Source organism: Burkholderia arboris, assembly GCF_902499125.1.
GTDB classification, from domain to species: Bacteria; Pseudomonadota; Gammaproteobacteria; order Burkholderiales; family Burkholderiaceae; genus Burkholderia; species Burkholderia arboris.
On sequence record NZ_CABVPX010000013.1, the window covers coordinates 135250 to 152592 of the forward strand.

General features: G+C 66.8%; 18 protein-coding genes. 5 read left to right on the forward strand and 13 right to left on the reverse strand.

The window, feature by feature from the left end; translation table 11 throughout:
• Positions 1-4: 4 nt before the first annotated feature.
• The 3 genes from guaB to BLA15945_RS17790 form a co-directional block, all read right to left on the reverse strand.
• On the reverse strand, positions 5-1465 hold the full coding sequence (gene guaB, locus BLA15945_RS17780; RefSeq protein ID WP_174993031.1) for an IMP dehydrogenase: 1461 nt from the start codon (positions 1463-1465) through the stop codon (positions 5-7).
• A gap of 278 nt (positions 1466-1743) precedes the next feature.
• Positions 1744-2553, reverse strand: coding sequence for a DUF2182 domain-containing protein (locus BLA15945_RS17785; RefSeq protein WP_174993032.1), 810 nt, complete (start codon positions 2551-2553; stop codon positions 1744-1746).
• Between the two features lie 28 nt (positions 2554-2581).
• Positions 2582-3346 carry a DUF899 domain-containing protein gene (locus BLA15945_RS17790; protein ID WP_174993033.1) on the reverse strand — a complete coding sequence of 255 codons (765 nt, stop codon included), beginning with the start codon at positions 3344-3346 and terminating at the stop codon, positions 2582-2584.
• A gap of 113 nt (positions 3347-3459) precedes the next feature.
• On the opposite strand from BLA15945_RS17790, the gene BLA15945_RS17795 reads away from it, so the two are divergent.
• The 3 genes from BLA15945_RS17795 (at position 3460) to BLA15945_RS17805 (ending at position 6517) form a co-directional block, all read left to right on the forward strand.
• Positions 3460-4680, forward strand: a complete 1221-nt coding sequence (locus tag BLA15945_RS17795) for a hypothetical protein (protein WP_059233866.1) — start codon at positions 3460-3462, stop codon at positions 4678-4680.
• Positions 4681-4711: 31 nt separating this feature from the next.
• The gene (locus BLA15945_RS17800) at positions 4712-5398 is read left to right on the forward strand and encodes a Vgb family protein (protein ID WP_059236714.1); all 687 of its coding nucleotides are present in this window, start codon (positions 4712-4714) and stop codon (positions 5396-5398) included.
• Between the two features lie 135 nt (positions 5399-5533).
• The gene (locus tag BLA15945_RS17805) at positions 5534-6517 is read left to right on the forward strand and encodes a DMT family transporter (RefSeq protein WP_059233865.1); all 984 of its coding nucleotides are present in this window, start codon (positions 5534-5536) and stop codon (positions 6515-6517) included.
• A gap of 48 nt (positions 6518-6565) precedes the next feature.
• Here the strand turns inward: BLA15945_RS17805 and BLA15945_RS17810 are convergent, their stop codons facing one another.
• Together BLA15945_RS17810 and BLA15945_RS17815 are read right to left on the reverse strand one after the other, a co-directional pair.
• The gene (locus BLA15945_RS17810) at positions 6566-6889 is read right to left on the reverse strand and encodes an RnfH family protein (protein ID WP_059233864.1); all 324 of its coding nucleotides are present in this window, start codon (positions 6887-6889) and stop codon (positions 6566-6568) included.
• Between the two features lie 4 nt (positions 6890-6893).
• Positions 6894-7331: a type II toxin-antitoxin system RatA family toxin gene (locus BLA15945_RS17815; protein ID WP_034188832.1), complete on the reverse strand. Its 438-nt coding sequence runs from the start codon at positions 7329-7331 to the stop codon at positions 6894-6896.
• 98 nt (positions 7332-7429) lie between these two features.
• Between BLA15945_RS17815 and smpB the strand changes: the two genes are divergently transcribed.
• Positions 7430-7876 carry an SsrA-binding protein SmpB gene (gene smpB, locus BLA15945_RS17820; protein ID WP_014896751.1) on the forward strand — a complete coding sequence of 149 codons (447 nt, stop codon included), beginning with the start codon at positions 7430-7432 and terminating at the stop codon, positions 7874-7876.
• A gap of 155 nt (positions 7877-8031) precedes the next feature.
• On the opposite strand, the gene BLA15945_RS17825 is transcribed toward smpB, so the two are convergent.
• The 3 genes from BLA15945_RS17825 to ppsA form a co-directional block, all read right to left on the reverse strand.
• On the reverse strand, positions 8032-8961 hold the full coding sequence (locus BLA15945_RS17825; protein WP_059233863.1) for an SPFH domain-containing protein: 930 nt from the start codon (positions 8959-8961) through the stop codon (positions 8032-8034).
• Between the two features lie 33 nt (positions 8962-8994).
• Positions 8995-9429: an NfeD family protein gene (locus BLA15945_RS17830; RefSeq protein ID WP_059236712.1), complete on the reverse strand. Its 435-nt coding sequence runs from the start codon at positions 9427-9429 to the stop codon at positions 8995-8997.
• A 255-nt stretch (positions 9430-9684) separates the two neighbouring features.
• Positions 9685-12087 carry a phosphoenolpyruvate synthase gene (ppsA, locus tag BLA15945_RS17835; protein WP_059233862.1) on the reverse strand — a complete coding sequence of 801 codons (2403 nt, stop codon included), beginning with the start codon at positions 12085-12087 and terminating at the stop codon, positions 9685-9687.
• Positions 12088-12463: 376 nt separating this feature from the next.
• Between ppsA and ppsR the strand changes: the two genes are divergently transcribed.
• Complete coding sequence (gene ppsR, locus BLA15945_RS17840; RefSeq protein WP_047900996.1) at positions 12464-13279, forward strand: posphoenolpyruvate synthetase regulatory kinase/phosphorylase PpsR; 816 nt, start codon at positions 12464-12466, stop codon at positions 13277-13279.
• Positions 13280-13370: 91 nt separating this feature from the next.
• On the opposite strand, the gene BLA15945_RS17845 is transcribed toward ppsR, so the two are convergent.
• Genes BLA15945_RS17845 through fabZ form a run of 5 tightly spaced genes read right to left on the reverse strand, consistent with a single transcriptional unit; the run spans position 13371 to position 17278 of the window.
• Complete coding sequence (locus BLA15945_RS17845; protein WP_059233861.1) at positions 13371-14153, reverse strand: TrmH family RNA methyltransferase; 783 nt, start codon at positions 14151-14153, stop codon at positions 13371-13373.
• Complete coding sequence (gene rnhB, locus BLA15945_RS17850; protein WP_059233860.1) at positions 14150-14794, reverse strand: ribonuclease HII; 645 nt, start codon at positions 14792-14794, stop codon at positions 14150-14152. The genes BLA15945_RS17845 and rnhB overlap by 4 nt, the downstream gene beginning before the upstream one ends.
• A complete protein-coding gene (gene lpxB, locus BLA15945_RS17855; RefSeq protein ID WP_059233859.1) occupies positions 14791-15960 on the reverse strand; it encodes a lipid-A-disaccharide synthase in 1170 nt (389 codons plus the stop codon). Before lpxB ends, rnhB begins: the two co-directional genes overlap by 4 nt.
• A gap of 3 nt (positions 15961-15963) precedes the next feature.
• Positions 15964-16752 carry an acyl-ACP--UDP-N-acetylglucosamine O-acyltransferase gene (lpxA, locus tag BLA15945_RS17860; RefSeq protein ID WP_059233858.1) on the reverse strand — a complete coding sequence of 263 codons (789 nt, stop codon included), beginning with the start codon at positions 16750-16752 and terminating at the stop codon, positions 15964-15966.
• A gap of 58 nt (positions 16753-16810) precedes the next feature.
• Positions 16811-17278 carry a 3-hydroxyacyl-ACP dehydratase FabZ gene (gene fabZ / locus BLA15945_RS17865; RefSeq protein WP_006495559.1) on the reverse strand — a complete coding sequence of 156 codons (468 nt, stop codon included), beginning with the start codon at positions 17276-17278 and terminating at the stop codon, positions 16811-16813.
• Positions 17279-17343 lie beyond the last annotated feature (65 nt).

Sequence of the window (17343 nt, forward strand, 5' to 3'; positions counted from 1 at the left end):
GCGATCAGTCCACGTGATAGTTCGGTGCTTCCTTCGTGATCTGCACGTCGTGCACGTGCGACTCGCGCATGCCCGCTGCCGTGATCTGGACGAACTCGGCCTTCTCGTGCAGCTCGTCGATCGTGCGGCAGCCGCAGTAGCCCATGCTGGCGCGCACGCCGCCGACCAGCTGGAACAGGATCGCGTTGACCGAACCCTTGTATGCGACGCGGCCTTCGATGCCTTCCGGCACGAGCTTGTCGATGTTCGCCGAATTGTCCTGGAAGTAGCGGTCTGCCGCGCCGTCCTTCATCGCGCCGACCGAACCCATGCCGCGGTACGACTTGTACTGGCGGCCCTGATACAGGAACACGTCGCCCGGCGCCTCTTCGGTGCCCGCGAACATGCTGCCCATCATCACCGCGTTCGCGCCGGCCGCGAGGGCCTTCGACACGTCACCCGAGAAGCGCACGCCACCGTCGGCGATGCACGGCACGCCGGTGCCCTTCAGTGCGTCCGCGACGTTCGCGATCGCGCTGATCTGCGGCACGCCGACCCCCGCGACGATCCGCGTCGTGCAGATCGAGCCCGGGCCGATACCGACCTTGACCGCGTCCGCGCCGTATTCGACGAGCGCCTTCGCAGCGGCAGCCGTCGCGATGTTGCCGCCGATCACTTCGACGTGCGGGAAGTTCTGCTTGACCCAGCGGACGCGCTCGAGCACGCCCTTGCTGTGACCGTGCGCGGTATCGACGACGATCACGTCGACGCCGGCCTGCACCAGCAGCTCGACGCGCTCTTCGTTGTCCGGGCCGACGCCGACCGCCGCGCCTGCGCGCAGCTTGCCGTGTTCGTCCTTGCACGCGTCCGGGTGCTCGGTCTGCTTCGTGATGTCCTTGACGGTCATCAGGCCGCGCAGTTCGAACGCGTCGTTGACGACCAGCACGCGCTCGAGGCGGTGGCTGTGCATCAGCGCCTTCGCTTCGGCAAGCGGCGTGCCTTCCTTGACCGTGACGAGGCGCTCGCGCGGCGTCATGATCGACTTGACCGGCTCGTCGAGGCGCGTTTCGAAACGCAGGTCGCGGTTCGTGACGATACCGACGAGTTGCGGACCTTCGACGACCGGGAAGCCCGAGATGCCATGCTGGCGCGACAGCGCGATCACGTCGCGCACCTTCATCTGCGGCGGCACCGTGATCGGGTCGCGGACGACGCCCGACTCGAAACGCTTGACCTTCGCGACCTCGCGAGCCTGTTCGGCCGGCGTGAGGTTCTTGTGGACGATACCGACGCCACCCTGCTGCGCCATCGCGATCGCGAGGCGACCTTCGGTGACCGTGTCCATCGCGGCGGACACGAGCGGCATGTTCAGGGAGATGTTGCGGGTCAGCTTGGTCTTGAGGCTGGTGTCGCGCGGGAGAACGTCGGAAAAGGCGGGAACGAGGAGCACGTCATCGAAAGTGAGTGCTTTTTGGATCAGACGCATGGCAAATCCTATGGGCGCAAAAGCGAATTATACGCGAAGCGCCGCGAATTTTCACAACACGAACAACGGCTTAGCCGGTTTCAGCCGTTCGGGGGCCGAATCGTTCGGATCGCGGTTCGGTTCGTTTTCGATCGCCTTTCGTTTCACCGCTGCATCGAGCCATTCGCGCAACCGGCGGCAAAACGGCTCGTTCGCCTGTTGCGGACGGGGCACGCGACGGTCGCGGCCACGGTGAAACAAGGCCCGGCAACGCATCGAATCGGCCTGCCTACCCTGTGTTATAGCAGTCCGGCCGCATGCACGATCATCGCAATGCCGCCGCCGACCGCCGCACAGCCGGCGATCCGCGCCACTCGTCCGCCGGACGGCGCGAGGCGCTCGGCGGCGATCGCGACCGTCACGGCCGCCATCACGCGCAGGTCCATCATGCCGACGGCCAGCGCCACCGCCATCAGGTTTCCGCAGCAGGCGCTGCAATGCATCGCAGCCCGCACGCCGTACCGCCATGCCGCGCCGGCAGTCGCCGCCCGCGACCGGTGCGCGCCGCCCGTCGCGTGCCGGCAGCACGACAGCCGGCGCGCCTTCCACGCGGAGAATTGCATCCCGCCCGCAGCCAATACGACCATGCCGGCCGCGAACGGCATCGCACGGGCCAGCGCCGGCAGCCGCATGGCAGCGCCCGTCAGTGCAGCGCCGGCCGGAAACACGAGCGCCCCGAGGGCCATCCACACCGCGAAATACCCGGCTCCCGCGACGACGACGAGCCCGGCCGGACGCGGCGCCGCCTGCCGACCGATGTTCTGGCGATAGCGCCAGAGCATCGGCGCGAGCACGGGCAGCATCATCGTCACGGTCATCGCGCCCCACATTCCGGCGAACGCGGTGAGTGCGCGCCCGGCGCCCCATCCGCACGGCTGCAGCCATGCGGCCGAAGCCGTCCAGCCGCCGGGCATCGGCTCGCCGCCCATCGCGGCCATCGACGCGTGCTGCACGAGTGTCGCCGTCACCGCGACGGCGAACACGGCCAGGACCGCCGCGCCGAATACTCGTGGATTGGCGCCCGCCCCGCCGGTTGCCGGCCGTGTCATCACGCCCCCGCCCGTCGCCGGCCGGCGCTCAACCGCGCACGTACTCGTCGTGACGGCGCCACCACGGGCCCGCCTCGTTGCGCCCGCGCGGCGCGCGATCGAGCCACTGGTACATCCCCCACAGCCCGTCGAGCCCGCGCGCGTAGGTCGAATACGTGTGATAGACGGCGCCGTCCTCGCGCACGAACGCGCTCATCCCCGGCCGGTCGAGCGAGTACGTAACCGCGTCGGTGCCGCAGGTGGCCGCAAACTGCACGACGGGCGCCGGCGGCGGATCCATGTCCATCGCATGGCCGGCCCGCGCGTAGTTGTATTCGACCTCGCCCGCGCGTTGCTGCGTTTCGGTGAACGACACGTTGAAGTCGAAGTTGAATTCGCTGCCGACCGACGACGCCCACGGAAACGTCCATCCCATCCGCTCGCGGTACGCGAGCAACTTCACGAGCGGCGCGCGCGACACGGCGGCAAGCGTGACGTCGTGGTACGCGAGATGCACGGCAAAGCCGTCGAAGCCATCGGCGAGCGCCGAGCATGACGGGCAGCCCGCCTTGTAATCGGGGCCGAACATGAAGTGATAGACGAGCAGTTGCGAGCGGCCGCGAAACAGGTCGTCGAGCGTCGCCTGCCCGTCTTCGGTGTCGAACCGGTAGGTCTTGTCGACGCGCACCCACGGCAGTGTCTGGCGCCGCCGCGCGAGTTCGTCGCTTTGCCGCGTCAGCGCCTTTTCGGCGTCGAGCAGTGCGCGGCGCTCGGCCAGCCATTCGTCGCGCGTTCCGGTGAGATGGGTCGTCATTGCGGGTTCCTCCTTCGGTGGGTATCCGGGCACGGCGTACGATGCCGTGTACGTGGTGCTAGATTAGTGGCCGACATCGGGCCGGAGGGAGTGACAACTGTGTCGGGATTCGAATGGATTCGCTGATCACGGCGGCCGCACGCGCGCTCGCGGCCGGCGACGCGCTCGGCGCGCTGAACCGCGTTGCACTGCGCGACGATGCGCCGGCGCTCGCGCTGCGCGGCATCGCGATGGCGCAGCTCGGCGATTTCGAGCGCGCGCGTGCCCTCGTGCGCGGCGCCGCCCGTGCGTTCGGTCCAAGGGAAGCCGTCGCGCGGGCGCGCTGCGTGGTCGCGGAAGCCGAGATCGCGCTCGCGTCGCGCGACCTTCAGTGGCCGACGCGCGCGCTCGATGCGGCCTGCGCGACGCTCGACGCGCACGGCGACCGCGCAAATGCCGCGCATGCCCGCTATCTCGGCGTGCGCCGGTTGTTGCTGATCGGTCACCTCGACGACGCCGAGCAGCGGCTCGCGACGCTCGATCCCGCGCCACTGCCGCCCGCGTCGCGCGCCGCCCATGAACTGATCGCGGCCGGCATCGCGATGCGCCGCATCCGCACGCACGCGGCCCGTGCAGCGCTTGCCCGTGCGCGGGCCGCCGCCCGCGACGCCGGCATCGCCGCGCTGACGGCCGAAGTCGACACCGCGGCGGGCGTGCTCGACGCACCGGCCGCGCGACTCATTGCGCGCGGCTCATCGCGGCTCGTCCCGCTCGACGAAGTCGAGACGCTGTTCGAGTCGAATGCGCTCGTCGTCGATGCGTGCCGCCACACGGTGCGCGACGCGCGCACGACCGTGTCGCTCGCGCGGCGCCCGGTGCTGTTCGTGCTCGCCCGCGCGCTCGGCGAGGCCTGGCCGGGCGACGTGTCGAGAAACGCGCTCGTCGCCGCCGCGTTCCGCGCGAAACAGGCGGACGAATCGCATCGCGCGCGGCTGCGCGTCGAGATCGGCCGGTTGCGCGCGGTGCTGCGCCCGCTCGCGAACGTCATCGCGACACCGCGCGGCTTCGCGCTCGAACCGCTCGGCGTGCGCGAGACCGTCGTCCTCGCGCGCCCGGTCGACGATCGCCACGCAGCGGTGCTCGCGCTGCTCGCCGACGGCGAAGCGTGGTCGAGCTCCGCGCTGGCGCTCGCGCTCGGCGCGAGCCAGCGCACCGTACAACGTGCGCTCGACGCGCTCGCCGAAGCCGGCAAGGCGCAGGCGCTTGGCCGAGGCCGCGCACGCCGCTGGATGACGCCGCCGCTGCCCGGTTTCGCGACGACCTTGTTACTCCCTGTTGCGCTGCCGGGAGATTAGGATGACCTCATCGAACGACGAGGTGACGAACATGAAACGCTCCACTGCAGACATCCTTCACGAATACGGCCCGTTTCCCGGTGTCGACGGCGTGCACGGCGTCACGTTCGACGGGCAGCACGTGTGGTTCGCGTCCGGCGACAAGCTGAATGCGCTCGATCCCGGGCGCGGCACGACCGTCCGCTCGCTCGACGTCGCCGCGCACGCGGGCACCGCGTACGACGGCCGCCACCTGTTCCAGATCGTCGAAGACCGCATCGAGACAATCGACCCCGAATCGGGCCGCGTGCTCGCGACGATCCCGGCGCCCGGGGGCGGCGCCGATTCGGGGCTCGCGTGGGCCGAAGGCACGCTGTGGGTCGGCCAGTACCGTGAACGCAAGATTCATCAGGTGGATCCGCAATCGGGCGCCGTGCTGCGCACGATCGAGTCGAACCGCTTCGTCACCGGCGTGACGTGGGTCGACGGCGAGCTGTGGCACGGCACGTGGGAAGCCGACCAGAGCGACCTGCGGCGCATCGATCCACGTACGGGCGAGGTGCTCGAGCAGGTCGACATGCCGCCCGGTGTCGGCGTATCGGGGCTCGAATCCGACGGCCACGACCGCTTCTATTGCGGCGGCGGCAACAGCGGCAAGCTGCGCACCGTGCGGCGTCCGGCGCACACGCGTGCGGCAGGCGACGGCACGCAGGCAACCCCCGATCCCGCTGACGCCTGATCCGCCGCCCGTCGAAGCCGCTCCGGCGCACCGCACGCCGGCATTCGCGACGCCCCGAGTGCAGGAATGAACAAGACGACGCCGCGACGGCGTCGCTAAGATGCGCGCACATCAGTCATTCGTTCGGAGCAGTCGATGCAGCGCGGTGTGGTTTATGGTGTCCTGGCGGGTGCCCTGTGGGGCATGGTGTTTCTCGTTCCGCGGCTGCTGACCGATTTTTCGCCGCTGCTGCTGAGCGCCGGCCGCTACGCGATGTACGGCCTCGTATCGGTCGCGGCCGCGCTGCCGGCCGCCCGCTCGCTGCTCGCGCGGCTGACCCGTGAAGACCTCGCAGCCCTGGTGAAGCTCGCCGTCGTCGGCAACGTCGCGTACTACATGCTGCTGTCCGGCGCCGTGCACCTGATCGGCATCGCGCCCAGCTCGCTGATCGTCGGCGTGCTGCCCGTGACCGTCACGCTCGCCGGCCTCGGCGACCACGGCGCCGTGCCGCTGCGGCGGCTCGCCGCCCCGCTTGCGCTGGTGATCGCGGGCATCGTCTGCATCAACGTCGATTTGTTTACGTCGGAAGCCGCGCACGCAACCACGCTCCCCCAGAAGCTCGCGGGTATCGCCTGCGCGGCGGGTGCGCTGGCCAGCTGGACCTGGTATGCGGTGGCGAACGCGCGCTACCTGCAGCGCCATCATCGTTTCGGCGGCAACGAGTGGTCGATACTGTGGGGCGTCGTGACGGGCCTGATCGGCGGCCTCTGCTGGATCGCGATCCTCGCGCTGCCCGCGGGTACGGTGCAGGCGGCCGTCCCGGCGTCGCGCTGGCAGTTGTTCTGGCTGCTGAACCTCGTGCTCGCGATCGGCGCGTCGTGGCTCGGCAACGGGCTGTGGAATGCCGCGTCGAAGCGGCTGCCGCTTACGTTGTCGGGCCAGTTGATCGTGTTCGAAACCGTGTTCGCGATGCTGTACGCATTCGTGTACGACCAGCGGATGCCGCGCACGCTCGAAATCGCCGCACTCGTGCTGCTGCTCGCCGGCGTGTACGGCGCGGTGCGACAGCACGGCGACACGCCGGCCGGTGGCAATACGCCGGACCACGCGCCGCCCAACGCAAACGCCGCGGCCCGCTAAGAAGGAGCGCCGCGGCGTTTGATCAGACGAATCGGAACGAATGACGCGTCAGCGCGCGTCCTTGTGCATCCACTTGCGGCCCTCGATCGAGCCGGCACGTCGGGACTTGTCGACACGCCGCTGGCGCGCCAGCTTCGGATCGACGATCAGCGGGCGATAGATCTCGACGCGATCGTGGTCGGCGAGCGGCGCATCGAGCGGCGCGAGCTTGCCGTACACGCCCGTCTTCGCTTGCGCGAGATCGATCTCCGGGTGCAGCGCGAGCACGCCGCTCGCGTCGATCGCCGAGCGAACGGTCGCCCCTTCTGGCAGCGACAGCGGGATCAGCGTCTGGCGGTCCGGCAGCGCGTAGCAGACTTCGATCGACAGCATCGCGTCACCCCTTCCCGTAGCGCTGGTCCGCACGCTTCACGAACGAATCGACGAACGTGTTCGCGATGTGGCTGAACACCGGCCCGATGATCTTCTCGAGCAGGATGCTCGAGAACTCGTAGTGCAGCGCGAATTCGATCTTGCACGCATCGGCACGCAGCGCCGTGAAGCGCCACGAGCCCGTGAACTTCTTGAACGGGCCGTCCGTGAACTCCATGTCGATCCGCGTCGGGCGCTGCTGCGTGTTGCGCGTCGCGAAATGCTGCTTGATGCCCTTGAAGTTGATATCGATGCGCGCTTCCATCCCGCTCTCGTCCTGACGGCGAATCTCGACGCCGCCGCACCAGGGCAGGAAATTGGGGTAGTCGGCCACGTCGGTGACGAGGTCGAACATCTGTTCCGCCGAATGACGGATCAATACGGTTTTCTGGACATCTGCCATAAATCGCGCGGCATCGCTTAAGGTAGGAACACAAGCCGGGCGATTCCCGCCCCGCTTTGCTAAAATCGTGATTTTAAACGAGTTGGCCCGATCCTTTCATGAGCATCATCGACAACAGGAAAGCGCACTTCGATTATCACATCGAGGAACGCTACGAGGCGGGGCTCGTGCTTGAGGGCTGGGAAGTCAAGGCGCTGCGCGCCGGGCGCGGCCAGATCCGGGAAGGTTACGTCGTCGTGAAGAGCGGCGAAATCTTCCTGATCGGTACCCATATCAGCCCGCTGCCCGAAGCCTCGACGCACATCACGCCCGACCCGGTTCGCACGCGCAAGCTGCTGCTGCACCGCGAGGAAATCAAGAAACTGATCGGCAAGGTCGAGCAGCGTGGCTATACGCTCGTGCCGCTGAACTTCCACTACAAGGGCGGTCGCGTGAAGTGCGACATCGCGCTCGCGAAGGGCAAGAAGCTGCACGACAAGCGCGAAACCGAGAAGAAGCGCGACTGGGAACGCGAAAAGGCCCGCATCATGCGCGCCGGCACCTGACGCGCGTCACGCCCATCGCAAACGACACGGCCCGCTCGAAGCGGGCCGTGTTGCTTTGGACTACCTGAATCGCGCTTGCCGGTTGCCCGGTTGCGCGACGATTCGCCGCACATCGATCGCATGCGGCGGCCGCCTGCGCACCGGATCCGCGCCGCTCAGCCCTTCGCGGGCGTCGAAGCGTTCTTGACGATCGTCAGCGCCGACGAGATCGCGGTGCCGAGATCCGACAGGTTCGACGGGACGATCAGCGTGTTGCCCTGCTTCGCGAGGTTCGAGAACGCGTTCACATACTGCTCGGCGACCTTCAGGTTCACCGCATCCATCCCGCCCTGCGACTGGATCGCGTTCGCGATCTTCTGGATCGCCTGCGCGTTCGCCTCGGCCACCGCCAGAATCGCGGCGGCCTCGCCCTGCGCCTGGTTGATCGCGGCCTGCCGCTCGCCCTCGGACTTCTGGATTGCCGCTTCACGCGCCCCCGACGCGAGGTTGATCTGCTCCTGCTTGCGGCCTTCGGACGCCGCGATCAGCGCGCGCTTTTCGCGCTCCGCGGTGATCTGCGCCTGCATCGCGTGCAGGATTTCCTTCGGCGGCGTCAGATCCTTGATCTCGTAGCGCAGCACCTTCACGCCCCAGTTCGCCGCGGCCTGGTCGAGCGCCGACACGATGTTGTGGTTGATGAAGTCGCGCTCCTCGAACGTCTTGTCGAGTTCGAGCTTGCCGACCACCGAGCGCAGCGTGGTTTGCGCGAGCTGCGTGATCGCGAGCACGAAGTTGCTCGACCCGTACGACGCCTTCATCGGATCGGTCACCTGGAAGTACAACACGCCGTCGACCTGCAACTGCGTGTTGTCGCGCGTGATACAGACCTGGCTCGGCACGTCGAGCGGGATTTCCTTCAGTATGTGCCGGTACGCGATGCGATCGACGAACGGCAGCACGATGTTCAGACCGGGCGACAGCGTCGCGTGATAGCGCCCGAAGCGCTCGAGCACCCACGCATGCTGCTGCGGCACGATCTTCACCGTCTTCGACACGATCACGATCGCGATGACGAGCAGGACAACCCAGATGATCAGCGAATCCATGAAGTATTCCCTCCTTGTTGTATCAGCGGACGGTCAGCCCGCGGGTTTCGCCACGACCACGAGACAATTGCCGCGCACGGCACTCACCTGATAGACGTGCACATCGTCGCGCTCGCCGTTCGCGAGCTCGACGTCCCAGTCAGCACCACGATACTGCACGCGTGCGCGTCCGTCGCGCCATGCATCGACCGTGACGGTCGAGCCGATATCGAGATTGACGTCGGGATTCGTCGACGTGTCGCGCTTCTGCTTGCGGCCGAGCCCCGACCGGCGCAGCACGATCATCGCGACGATCGCGACCGCGGCCGCCGCGCCGAACTGCACGTGCGGCGCGAAACCGGCCAGTTGCAGCAACCCGCCCGCGAGAAAGCCGAGCGCGATCATCAACAGATAGAACGTACCGGTCAGCAATTCGGCGACGACCAGCACGCCCACCGCGACCCACCAGAACAGATGCCCCGACATGATTGTGGTCTCCAGGAAAACGGCCCCCACGCTTACGCTCGTTCACTGTCGACCGGAGTTGGCGCTTCAGCGCTTGCTCCGGTCTCATGCACGACGCGCCCCCCGAGGGGCGATCGATACGCTTGGGGCGGCCCGGCGCGTACCGACAAACAAAAACACCCCGGTGCTTACCGGGGTGTTTATAGCATGAACCTTGCATTTTGCCTTCATTGAAGGAGTGACCGTGCCGCTCCTTCGCCGAAGATGCATTACCGACCGTTACTTCCGGTTGGCAGCGAGCGCTTGCCACGTATCGATGATCGTGTCCGGGTTCAGCGAGATCGACTCGATGCCTTCGTCGGTCAGCCATTGCGCGAAGTCCGGGTGATCGGACGGGCCCTGGCCGCAGATACCGACGTACTTGCCCATCTTGCGGCAGGTATCGATTGCGCGCTTCAGCAGGAACTTGACGGCCGGGTCGCGTTCGTCGAAGTCGACGGCCAGCAGTTCCATGCCCGAATCGCGGTCGAGGCCGAGCGTGAGCTGCGTGAGGTCGTTCGAGCCGATCGAGAAACCGTCGAAGTACTGCAGGAACTCTTCGGCGAGGATCGCGTTGGTCGGGACTTCGCACATCATCACGAGGCGCAGGCCGTTTTCGCCGCGCTTCAGGCCGAACTTCTCGAGCAGGCCGACGACACGCTCCGCCTGCTTCACGGTCCGCACGAACGGCACCATGATCTCGACGTTGGTCAGGCCCATCTCGTCGCGCACGCGCTTCAGTGCACGGCATTCCATCTCGAACGCCTGCGCGAAGTCTTCAGCGATGTAACGCGACGCGCCACGGAAGCCCAGCATCGGGTTTTCCTCGTCCGGCTCGTAACGCGAACCGCCGATCAGCTTCTTGTACTCGTTCGACTTGAAGTCGGACAGACGCACGATCACGGGCTTCGGATAGAACGCAGCACCGATCGTCGCGACGCCTTCCGTCAGCTTGTCGACGTAGAACTGACGCGGCGACGCGTGGCCGCGCGCGACGCTCTCGACCGCCTTCTTCAGGTCCTGGTCGATGTTCGGGTACTCGAGAATCGCCTTCGGGTGAACGCCGATGTTGTTGTTGATGATGAACTCGAGACGCGCGAGACCCACACCGCCGTTCGGCAGTTGCGAGAAGTCGAACGCGAGCTGCGGGTTACCGACGTTCATCATGATCTTGACCGGAATTGCCGGCAGTTCGCCGCGCTGCACTTCCGTGACTTCCGTCTCGAGCAGGCCGTCGTAGATCTTGCCTTCGTCGCCTTCCGCGCACGACACGGTGACGAGCGCGCCGTCCTTCAGGATGTCGGTCGCATCGCCGCAACCGACGACTGCCGGCACGCCGAGCTCACGCGCGATGATCGCCGCGTGGCAGGTCCGGCCGCCGCGGTTCGTGACGATCGCAGCCGCACGCTTCATCACCGGCTCCCAGTTCGGGTCGGTCATGTCGGCCACCAGCACGTCGCCCGGCTGCACGCGTTCCATTTCCGACGGATCCTGGATCACGCGCACGGGGCCCGCGCCGATCTTCTGGCCGATCGCACGGCCCGTCGCCAGCACCTGCGACTGACCCTTCAGCTTGAAGCGCTGCTCGGCCTTGCCGGTTGCCTGGCTCTTCACGGTTTCCGGGCGTGCCTGCAGGATGAAGATCTTGCCGTCGCGGCCGTCCTTGCCCCACTCGATGTCCATCGGACGCTGGTAGTGCTTCTCGATGATGACCGCGTACTTCGCCAGTTCGATCACGTCCTCGTCGGTGATCGAGTAGCGGTTGCGCTGCTCGTGCGGCACGTCGACCGTCTTCACGCGGCCCGGCTCGCCCGGCTGCGTGAATTCCATCTTGATCAGCTTCGAGCCGATCGAGCGGCGGATGATCGGGTACTTGTCCTGCGCGAGCGTCGTCTTGAACACGTAGAACTCGTCCGGGTTCACTGCGCCCTGCACGACGGTTTCGCCCAGGCCATAGCTCGACGTGATGAACACGGCGTCCTTGAAGCCCGATTCGGTGTCGATCGTGAACATCACGCCGGCGGCGCCGACGTCCGAGCGGACCATGCGCTGCACGCCGGCCGACAGCGCGACTTCGGCGTGCGTGAAGCCCTTGTGCACGCGGTACGAGATCGCGCGGTCGTTGTACAGCGACGCGAACACGTGCTTCATGCGGTCGAGCACGTCTTCGATGCCGACGACGTTCAGGTACGACTCCTGCTGGCCGGCGAACGATGCGTCGGGCAGGTCTTCCGCGGTCGCGGACGAACGCACGGCGAACGACAGCTCGGCCGGCGAGCCGCTCTTCAGGACTTCGAACTGCTCGCGGATTTCCTGCTCGAGACGTGCCTGCATCGGCGCGTCGACGATCCACTTGCGGATTTCGGCACCGGCTTCGGCGAGCGCCTTCACGTCGTCGATGTCGAGGGACTCGAGACGCTTGGCAATACGATCGGTCAGGTCGTTGTGCTTGAGGAAATCACGGAACGCGAGCGCGGTCGTGGCGAAACCGGTGGGTACGCGAACGCCTGCTTCGGAAAGCTGGCTGATCATCTCGCCGAGCGACGCATTCTTGCCGCCCACGATTTCCACATCGGTCATCCGCAACTGCTCGAACGGAATTACATACGCCTGGTCCTTTGCGACGTTTGCTGCGTTAGTCATACAAGCCCCTAAGTGTGAAAAAAATGCTCGATTGCGCAAGTGGGCTCGGACGCGGGCGCTTGCAAAAAGGCGCGGCGCGTCTTGCGCAACCTGTTAGATAAACACTCGCAGCGGCGAAAAATATTCCGACCCGATTTGCAAAAATCCCGGCAGAAGGGCGATATATGCAGACAAATCGCCAAACTTGCCGGGAATTTTGGAATCAAGTGGTCAGGCCGCGGGCGCCGTTCGCGCCCTGCCCCCGCAATTGCTTATCCAACAGGTTGCCGCTATTCTACCGTGCCGGCTGCCGGATGTGGCGCGACCTTGTCACTGCGTCTGGAGGCGAACCTCCAGCCGCCCGCGCAACCGCCCTTCACGCTCGACGCCCAGATTCATGCTGCCTACCGTATTCATCGTCTCCGACGGCACCGGGATCACTGCCGAAACCTTCGCGCACTCGATCCTCTCCCAGTTCGACCAGAAATTCCGTCTCGTACGCGTGCCGTTCGTCGACTCGCTCGACAAGGCCTATGCGACCGTCGAGAAGATCAACGAGGCCGCCGTGCACGACGGCCGCCGCGCGATCGTGTTCACGACGCTCGTCGACAGCGAGTCGAACGACATCGTCAAGCGCTCGAACGCGCTCGTGCTCGACATGTTCCAGCGCTTCGTCGAACCGCTCGAGCAGGAGCTGGAGCTCAAGTCCAGCCACGCGATGGGCCGCGGCCACCAGAACGCCGACACCGAGGAATACAAGACGCGGATCGAGGCGATCAACTTCTCGCTCGCGCACGACGACGGCCAGTCGAACCGCAACCTGTCGGAAGCCGACGTGATCCTCGTCGGCGTGTCGCGCAGCGGCAAGACGCCGACGAGCCTGTACCTCGCGATGCAGTACGGCGTGAAGGCAGCAAACTATCCGCTGATTCCGGAAGACTTCGAGCGCGGCAAGCTGCCGTCGGCGCTGTCCGCACACCGCGAGAAGCTGTTCGGGCTGTCGATCGACCCGCAGCGCCTGTCGGAGATCCGTAACGAGCGCCGGCCGGGCAGCAAGTATGCGGCGCCCGAGAACTGCCGCTACGAGATCAACGAGGCCGAAGCGATGATGCGCCGCGAAGGGATCAAGTGGCTGTCGTCGACGCACAAGTCGATCGAGGAAATCGCGACGACGATCCTGCAGGAAATCCGTCTCGACCGGCAGTCGTACTGAGCACGGGCGGCCGCGTGTCCGCCGCCGGAAACAAAAAGGCCGCGTCTGACGCGGCCTTTTTTCATGGTGCGGCGAATGCGCGGGGGCGGCGTCACGCAGGCCGCTGCTGGCGCACCTGCTCGAACAGGCATACCGCTGCCGCCGCCGCGACGTTCAGCGACTCCATCCCGCCCGGCTGTGGAATCGTCACGCGATGCGTGGCCGCGTCGCGCCAGAACGCCGACACGCCGGCGCCCTCGTTGCCGAACACCCAGGCAACCGGCCCCGACAGGTCGCAGTCGTAGACCGCCTGCGCGCCATGCGAGTCGGTCAGCGCGACCGGCACGCCGAGCCGTTCGGCGAGCGCGACGGCGTCGATATCCTCGTGGATCGACAGCAGGAAATGCGCCCCCATGCCCGAGCGCAGCACCTTCGACGACCACGCGTAGGCGGTGCCCGGCGCACAGAACACGTGGCGCACGCCCGCCGCCGCCGCGCTGCGCAGGATCGAGCCGACGTTGCCGGCATCCTGCACGCCGTCGAGCACGACCGACGTATGCGTGACGCGAGCAGGCAGCGGTTGTTCGGGCCGGTCGACGAGCAGCAGGAAACCGACGCCGCTAACGACATTCGACAACTGCCCGAACAGCGCGTCGGGCAGCGTGACGATCCGCTGCGCATCGATGCGCGCGACGATCGCCTGCGCCTCGGCGTGGCCAAGTGCGCCCTCGGTCGCCACGCACAGTTCCGGCGTCGCACCCGTCTCGAGGTACGCGCTCGCGAGGTGGAATCCTTCGAGCAGCGCCTGGCCGCTGCGGCGCTGATGGGGCGTCGAACCCGCGAGCGCCTTCAGGCGCTTGTACAGCGGGTTGTCGCGGGAAGTAATGCTTTTCATCGAATCAGGTCGAGTGCCGCACGGACGGGCGCGAACGTGCGCCGATGCGCTTCGCACGGGCCGTGCTCGCGCAATGCGGCAAGGTGTTTCGCGGTGCCGTAGCCCGCGTGCACGTTGAAACCGTACACCGGGAAGCGCTCGTGCAGGTCGACCAGCATCCGGTCGCGCGTGACCTTCGCGAGGATCGACGCGGCCGAGATGCTCGGCACCAGCGCGTCGCCACTGACGATCGCCTCGGCCCGCACCATCAGCGTCGGGCAGCGGTTGCCGTCGATCTGCGCGAGCGTCGGCAGCACCGACAGGCCCTCGACGGCCCGCTTCATCGCAAGCATCGTCGCGTGCAGGATGTTCAGCGTATCGATCTCGTCGACGCTCGCCGACGCGACGCAATACGCGCGCGACCGCGCGACGATCAGGTCGTACAGCGCGTCACGCTTCTTCGCGGACAGCGCCTTCGAATCGTCGAGCCCGTCGATCGGCTGTGCCGGATCGAGAATCACTGCGGCGGCCACCACCGGCCCCGCAAGCGGGCCGCGGCCGGCTTCGTCGACGCCGCAGACGATTTCGTCAGGACGGCTGAAGTCGAAACCGCCCTGCTCGTCGCTCGACGCGCGGCGGCGTGATGCACGTACCGCGGTCATGCGCGCCCCTTGCGGTGTTCGAGCACGCGCACGACGGCCTCGGCAGCCTTCACGGCCGTATTCTGCCGCAGCGAAAGATGCATTTCGGTAAACACTTCGGTCAGCGTGCGGCGGTTCGCGTCATCGCGCAGCTGCGTGAGCGTTGCATCGGCGAGCGCCTCGGGCGTCGCGAAATGCTGCAGCAGCTCGGGCACGACGAAACGCCCCGCCAGGATGTTCGGCAAGCCGACGTACGGCAGGTAGCCCTGCCGGCGCATGATCTGCCCGGTCAGCCAGGGCACCTTGTACGAGATCACCATCGGCTTCTTCAGCAGCGCGGCTTCCAGCGTCACGGTGCCGCTCTTCACGAGGATCGCGTCGGCGGCCGTCATCGCGACCTGCGAGCGGCCGTCGGTGATCGTCAGCGCGAGCTGCGGATGCGCGTCGACGAGCGGCTGCAGCAGTTCGCGCAGCGCGGGCGTCGCCGCCGGCATCACGAACCGCACGCCGGGCTCGCGCTGTTGCATCAGCGCCATCGCCGCAAAGAACGTCGGGCCGATCAGCGCGATCTCCGAGCGCCTGCTGCCCGGCAGCACCGCAATCACGGGGCCGTCGGCGGGCAGGCCCAGCGCGATGCGCGCGCCGTGCGTGTCGGGTTCGAGCGGGATTTCGTCGGCCAGCGGATGGCCGACATACGTCGATGCGACGCCCGCCTTGTCGAGGATCGCCGGTTCGAACGGGAACAGGCACAACATGTGATCGACGGACTTCGCGATCTTCTTGATCCGGCCGCCGCGCCACGCCCAGATCGACGGGCACACGAAGTGGATCGACGGGATGCCTGCGTCGCGCGCCGCCTGTTCGACGCTGAAGTTGAAATCGGGGGCGTCGACGCCGATGAATGCGTCCGGCCGCTCTGCGAGCAGCTGGCGCTTCAGTTCGCCGCGAATCCGCAGGATCTCGGGAATCTGGCCCAGCGCCTCGACATAGCCGCGCACGGTCAGCTTGTCCATCTGCCAGTGCGAGTCGAAGCCCTGCGCGATCATCCGCTGCCCGCCGATCCCGTAGTACTGGGCCGATTCGGGCAGCCGCTCGCGCAACCCGCCGAGCAGCGATGCCCCGAGCAGGTCGCCCGACGGCTCGCCGGCTACCATCGCGAGCCGGAGCTGATTGGTCGGAAGCGGCATCGCTTAGCGGATGATGCCGCGTTGCGACGCGTCGATGAAATCGACGAGCGCCTTCACCGGCGCATCGCCGTCGCCGCCCGCCTCCGCCAGCTCGCGCAACTGCACCTTCGCTTCCTCGAACGACAGGCCGTTCTTGTACAGCACGCGGTACGCGCTGCGCAGCGCCGAGATCGCATCGGCCGAGAAGCCGCGCCGGCGCAGCCCTTCGACGTTGATCCCGTGCGGCTCTGCCTTGTTGCCGGCCGCGATCACGAACGGCGGGATGTCCTGCACGAGCGCCGACGCGCCGCCCAGCATCGAATGCGCGCCGATCCGCACGAACTGGTGGACACCCGACATGCCGCCGACGATCGCCCAGTCGCCGATCTCGACGTGGCCGGCCATCTGCGCGTTGCTCGACAGAATCACGTTGTTGCCGACGCGGCAGTCATGGCCGATGTGCACGTAGGCCATGATCCAGTTGTCGTCGCCGAGCGTCGTCACGCCGACGTCCTGCACGGTGCCTGTGTGGATCGTCGTGAATTCGCGGATCGTGTTGCGGTTGCCGATCACGAGCTTCGTCGGCTCGTCCTTGTACTTCATGTCCTGCGGACGGCCGCCGACCGACGCGTAATGGCCGATGCGGTTGTCCTCGCCGAGCGTCGTATGGCCTTCGATCACGCTGTGCGAGCCGATCGTCGTGCGCGCGCCGATCGTGACGTGCGGACCGACGATTGCGTACGGGCCGATCTCGACCGATTCGTCGATTTGCGCGCCCGGCTCGACAATCGCGGTGGGATGAATCCTGGTCATGCGCCGTTGCCTCTCGATGTGATGTGTCGCGTTGCGTTGCCCATGCGTGCCGCGTCGCTCAGGGCGCCGCGTCGGCCGTCTTGACCGTGCACATCAGCTCGGCTTCCGCCGCCACCTTGCCGTCCACTTCCGCCACCGCCTTGAACTTCCAGATGCCGCGGATGTAGCGTTCGAACGTCACGTTCAGAATCAGTTGGTCGCCCGGTTCGACCACGCGCTTGAAGCGCGCGCCGTCGATGCCGACGAAGTAGTACAGCGTGTTCTCCGGATCCTTCGGCTGCTCTTCCGCGAAGGTCAGCAGTGCGGCCGCCTGCGCGAGCGCCTCGAGGATCAGCACGCCCGGCATCACCGGCCGCTTCGGGAAATGCCCCTGGAAGAACGGCTCGTTGATCGACACGTTCTTCAGCGCTTTGATTCCTTTGTGCGGCTCGAGTTCGAGCACGCGATCGACGAGCAGAATCGGGTAGCGATGCGGCAGCAGCGTGAGGATCTTGTGGATGTCGAGATTGATTTTTTCAGTGCTCATGATGGTTCGTCTCACGCAGGGGCTGCGCGGTGGTGATGCAAAGGCTGAAGCGGGCCGCCGCGCGG